At 65.7% G+C, this 4,057-nt stretch carries 4 protein-coding genes; 3 read left to right on the top strand and 1 reads right to left on the bottom strand.

What is annotated here, in order from left to right; genetic code table 11:
* Nucleotides 1-356 precede the first annotated feature (356 nt).
* Entirely contained in the window at nucleotides 357-1,583 is a 1,227-nt protein-coding gene (locus tag U9980_RS11820) for a CaiB/BaiF CoA-transferase family protein (RefSeq protein ID WP_322767952.1), read from the top strand.
* A gap of 105 nt (nucleotides 1,584-1,688) precedes the next feature.
* Here the strand turns inward: U9980_RS11820 and U9980_RS11815 are convergent, their stop codons facing one another.
* Nucleotides 1,689-1,823 (bottom strand): hypothetical protein, encoded by a 135-nt coding sequence (locus tag U9980_RS11815; RefSeq protein ID WP_322767951.1) that lies wholly within the window; start codon nucleotides 1,821-1,823, stop codon nucleotides 1,689-1,691.
* 81 nt (nucleotides 1,824-1,904) lie between these two features.
* Here U9980_RS11815 and metG point away from each other — a divergent pair, with 81 nt between their 5' ends.
* Together metG and U9980_RS11805 are read left to right on the top strand one after the other, a co-directional pair.
* Nucleotides 1,905-3,422 (top strand): methionine--tRNA ligase, encoded by a 1,518-nt coding sequence (gene metG / locus U9980_RS11810; protein ID WP_322767950.1) that lies wholly within the window; start codon nucleotides 1,905-1,907, stop codon nucleotides 3,420-3,422.
* 102 nt (nucleotides 3,423-3,524) lie between these two features.
* Nucleotides 3,525-4,057: acyl-CoA dehydrogenase family protein (locus U9980_RS11805; protein WP_416210242.1), on the top strand; the 533-nt coding region annotated here is incomplete at its 3' end.

Raw genomic sequence — 4,057 nt, 5'->3', positions numbered from 1 at the left:
CCATGGGCTTCACCTGGGAGAACGATCTTCAGTTTGCGCTCAAGCGGGCGAAAGCGGGCGAGCTGCTGCTGGGCGGCGCGGCCGAGCACATCGCCACGATGCCATCGTTCGGGCTGCGCCAGGCCAAACGTGCCGTCAACCAGACCCTGGACGTGTAGGGCTTCTACGCCGCGATCCAGTCGGTCTTCGACATTCACCAGACCGGGCACGGCAACGCCCTGAGCGTCAGCGGTTACCCGGTTCTGATGCGGCTGGACGAGATGAAGGCAAAGATGCAGTAGATCTACCAGACAGGCTCTGGTACCGACCGCAGCGGCGGTCGGTACGACATCCCCGTTGCCGCCCAAGGAGGACCAATGACGGTGCCGCAGCGGCCAGGCTCGCCGGGACCAGACGGCGGCGGGCCGCGACCACTGGCGGGGCTGCTGGTGGTCGGGCTCGAGCAGGTCGTCTCGGCTCCGATCGCCACCCGCCACCTCGCCGACATGGGAGCGCGGGTGGTGAAGGTCGAGAACCCGCGTGGCGGTGACTTCGCCCGGCACTACGACGGCGCGCAGGCCGGCATGGCCGCCCACTTCGTCTGGGTCAACCGGGGCAAGGAGTCGCTGAGCCTCAACCTGGCCGACCCGCGTGGCGCGGCCGTGCTGGAGCGGCTGCTGAGCCGGGCTGACGTCCTCATCCAGAACCTCGCCCCGGGTGCGGCGAGCCGGCGTGGGCTCGACGCCGAACATGCCTGCGCCCGGCATCCCCGCCTGATCGCGGTCGACATCTCGGGCTACGGCGAGGGCGGTCCGCTGTCCCACAAGCGGGCCTACGACCTGCTGGTGCAGGCCGAAGCCGGATCGTGCGCGGTCACCGGCGAGCCGGGCCGGCCGGCCAAGGCCGGGATCCCCCTGGCCGACCTCGGCGTCGGGATGTACGCCCTGACCTCGGTGCTCGCCGCGCTCTACGCCCGGGCGGCGACCGGGCGCGGCTCGGCGATCTCGGTGAGCATGTTCGACGTGGTCGCCGAGTGGATGGGTTACCCGCTGAACTTCACGATGGGCACCGGCATCGAGCAGGACCCGGCCGGGGTGGGCTCGCCGGCTGTGGCGCCCTACGGCGCCTATGTGACGGCCGACGGGCAGACGGCCGTGCTCGGGACCACCAACGACGGCGAGTGGCAACGGCTGGCCCGTTCGGTGCTCGGCCGGCCGGACCTCGCCGACGACCCGGCCTTCGCCGGCAACGCCGACCGGGTCCGCGAGCGGTCCCACCTCGACGAGGTGATCAGCGCCTGGGCCAAGGGCGTCACTCTCAAGGAGGCCCAGGAGATCCTGGACGCGGCCGGGCTCGGCAACGCGCGCCTCAACGGTGTCCAGGACGTGCTCGACCATCCGCACCTGGCCGCCCGCGGGCGTTGGCGCGATGTGACGACGCCGACCGGGGTCGTGCGCGCGCTGCTGCCGCCGCCGGTCGCAGCCGAATGGTCGCCGCCGATGGACGCTGTGCCCGCGCTCGGCGAGCACACCGACGCGGTGCTCGCCGAGCTGGGCTACGAGCCCGCCGAGATCGAGGCCTGGCGCAACGACGGGGTCATCTGACCTCGCGTGCGGCGTGCGGCGTGCGGCGTGCGGCGTGCGGCGTGGGTGCGTGGGTGCGCGCGCCGCAGCGGCCGAGGCGGCACAGGTGATCGATTCCGCCTGACCCTACGGGACGCCGTCGACCCAACTCGCAGCCAGCCCGGCCGCTATCTCGTGTAAGATCCGGCTCATGCTGGGGACATCCGCCGTCACGATGGCGATGCGTAGCCGGATGATGATGATCTCCGGCCTCCTCCGCATGTCCTGACCGACTGACGAGGAGGCCCCCGACCCGGAGCCTCCTCAACCCGAAGCGGCGACCGGCGGGGCAGAAGGGCCGTGATGGGTCGCTACTTTGTGACGACAGCAATTCCTTATGTCAACGGTAGACCGCACGTCGGACACGCCTTGGAGATGGTCCAGACTGACGTCCTGGCGCGCCACCGCCGCCAACGTGGTGATGACGTCCGTTTCCAGACCGGCACCGATGACAACGCCCTGAAGAACGTACAGGGTGCCGAAGCCGAGGGCATCACTCCACAAGAGTACGTCGATAAGGTCGCCGCGCGTTTCGCCTCCCTTCGCGAGTCCCTGAACCTCTCATATGACGACTTCATCAAGACAAGTTCCGATCCACGGCACCGCCCAGGCGTGAACAAGCTGTGGGCAGCCTGCGCACAGCGCGGTGATTTCTACCGTAAAAGCTACGCCGGTTTGTACTGCGTCGGATGTGAACTATTCTATTCGCCGGACGAACTCGCCGACGGCCGATGCCCCGAGCACGGCATCATTCCGGAGATGGTTGAGGAGAATAACTGGTTTTTCCGACTCAGTCGCTACCAGGAACAGCTTGTCAAGCTTATTTCCGATGATACGCTCCACATCGAGCCGGCGTCGCGTAAGCGCGAGGTTCTGTCTTTTGTCGAGGCTGGGCTGGAGGACTTCAGCGTTTCCCGCAGTATGACCCGTGCACGCGGTTGGGGAATCCCCGTACCCGGCGACCCCGACCAGGTTATTTATGTCTGGTACGACGCGCTTGCCAACTACATCACCGCACCAGGGTACGGTACCGATGATGACACGTTCCGTCATTGGTGGACCGATGCCGATCGGCGTGTTCACGTCATCGGTAAGGGCATAATTCGCTTTCATGCGGTCTACTGGCCCGCAATGCTGATTTCTGCCGGCATTCGCTTGCCCGACACCATCCTTGTACACGAGTACTTGACTGCCAATGGCGAGAAAATCAGTAAGTCTGCCGGCAACGCCGAGGACCCCGCCGACATCGTCGCGCAATATGGTACCGATGCGTTGCGCTGGTGGATGCTACGAGACGTCGCCCGCACAGGAGACACCGACTACACCGCCGCCCGCCTCGTCACCAGAGCCAATGAAGACCTTGCCAACAACATAGGTAATCTGGTCAACCGCACCGTTTCCATGGTCCGACGCTACCGCGACGGAGTGATACCTTCGATCGCGGCAGACAATCTTGAGGCGGCAGATCTGAGAGCCGCTCGCGCCGAAGCCGGCGAAAATATCAACGAGGCTCTAGCCTCCTTTGACTTTCGTCGCGCCACCGAAACAATCATACGCCTCGGCGATCATGGAAATCGCTACGTCGAAGCCGTCGCACCATGGGCTCTGGCGAAATCCGAACGCAAAGATGGCGCGTCATCACAACCGCTTGATGCAGCGCTTGGCGAACTCGTTGAAACATGCCGAGTGTTGGCGACACAGCTGGAACCCTTCCTTCCTGAAGCTGCTCACCGCATCGTCCACCAGTGCGGCAACAATGGCCCGACCGTTGCCGATCCGCTACCGGTCTTCCCCCGTCTGGAAGTAAGAAAACAGTTGTGATCTTCCGTTTCAACGGAGATCATAATTCTGTTTTATAGACGGCAGCTGTCGATTTTCATTCTCCTGTGTCCGCAGGGATGGGGATCAGGACCCGGGGTTGCTGTGGGAGCACCGACCCTGGGTCGTTGCCGTTCCGGCGTTCGATCCGGGAACCGCTCGCCGGAAGATCCATTATGGCGGGACGGTGAGATCAACGCGGTCGTCACCGAGGAAGCGGCACGGGGGCCGGCATCGCGGCCACCGCCCGCCGCCCGCCGTGAGGGCGACCACTACGTCGTCAACGGCTCGAAGACCTTCATCACCGGCGGGTTGAACGCGGACCTGTTCGTCACCGCGGTCAAGACCGATCCGACCCAGCGCCACGCCGGGCTGTCGCTGTTGGACCGGGCACTGACCGAGCATGCCGTCGCCGAGCTGACGTCGGCCGACGCGGCGAAGGTCAAGCTGTTCTGCACCGAGATGCAGGGCCGGGGCAGGCACCTCCCATCATCGTTCCCCATCCATCGTTGCGCGATGCACGGGTACCCCGGCTTCGTCGGTCGACACCCAACACCTCCGGTGCCTCCCTCCTCGCACCTTGCGATGCACGCACCCCGGCCCCGTTCCTTGATCCATGCCCCTACTGTCGGGCGCTC

This window comes from Protofrankia sp. Cr1 (assembly GCF_963555865.1).
Taxonomy (GTDB): domain Bacteria; phylum Actinomycetota; class Actinomycetes; order Frankiales; family Frankiaceae; genus Protofrankia.
This window is presented reverse-complemented; position numbering and strand designations above follow the sequence as displayed.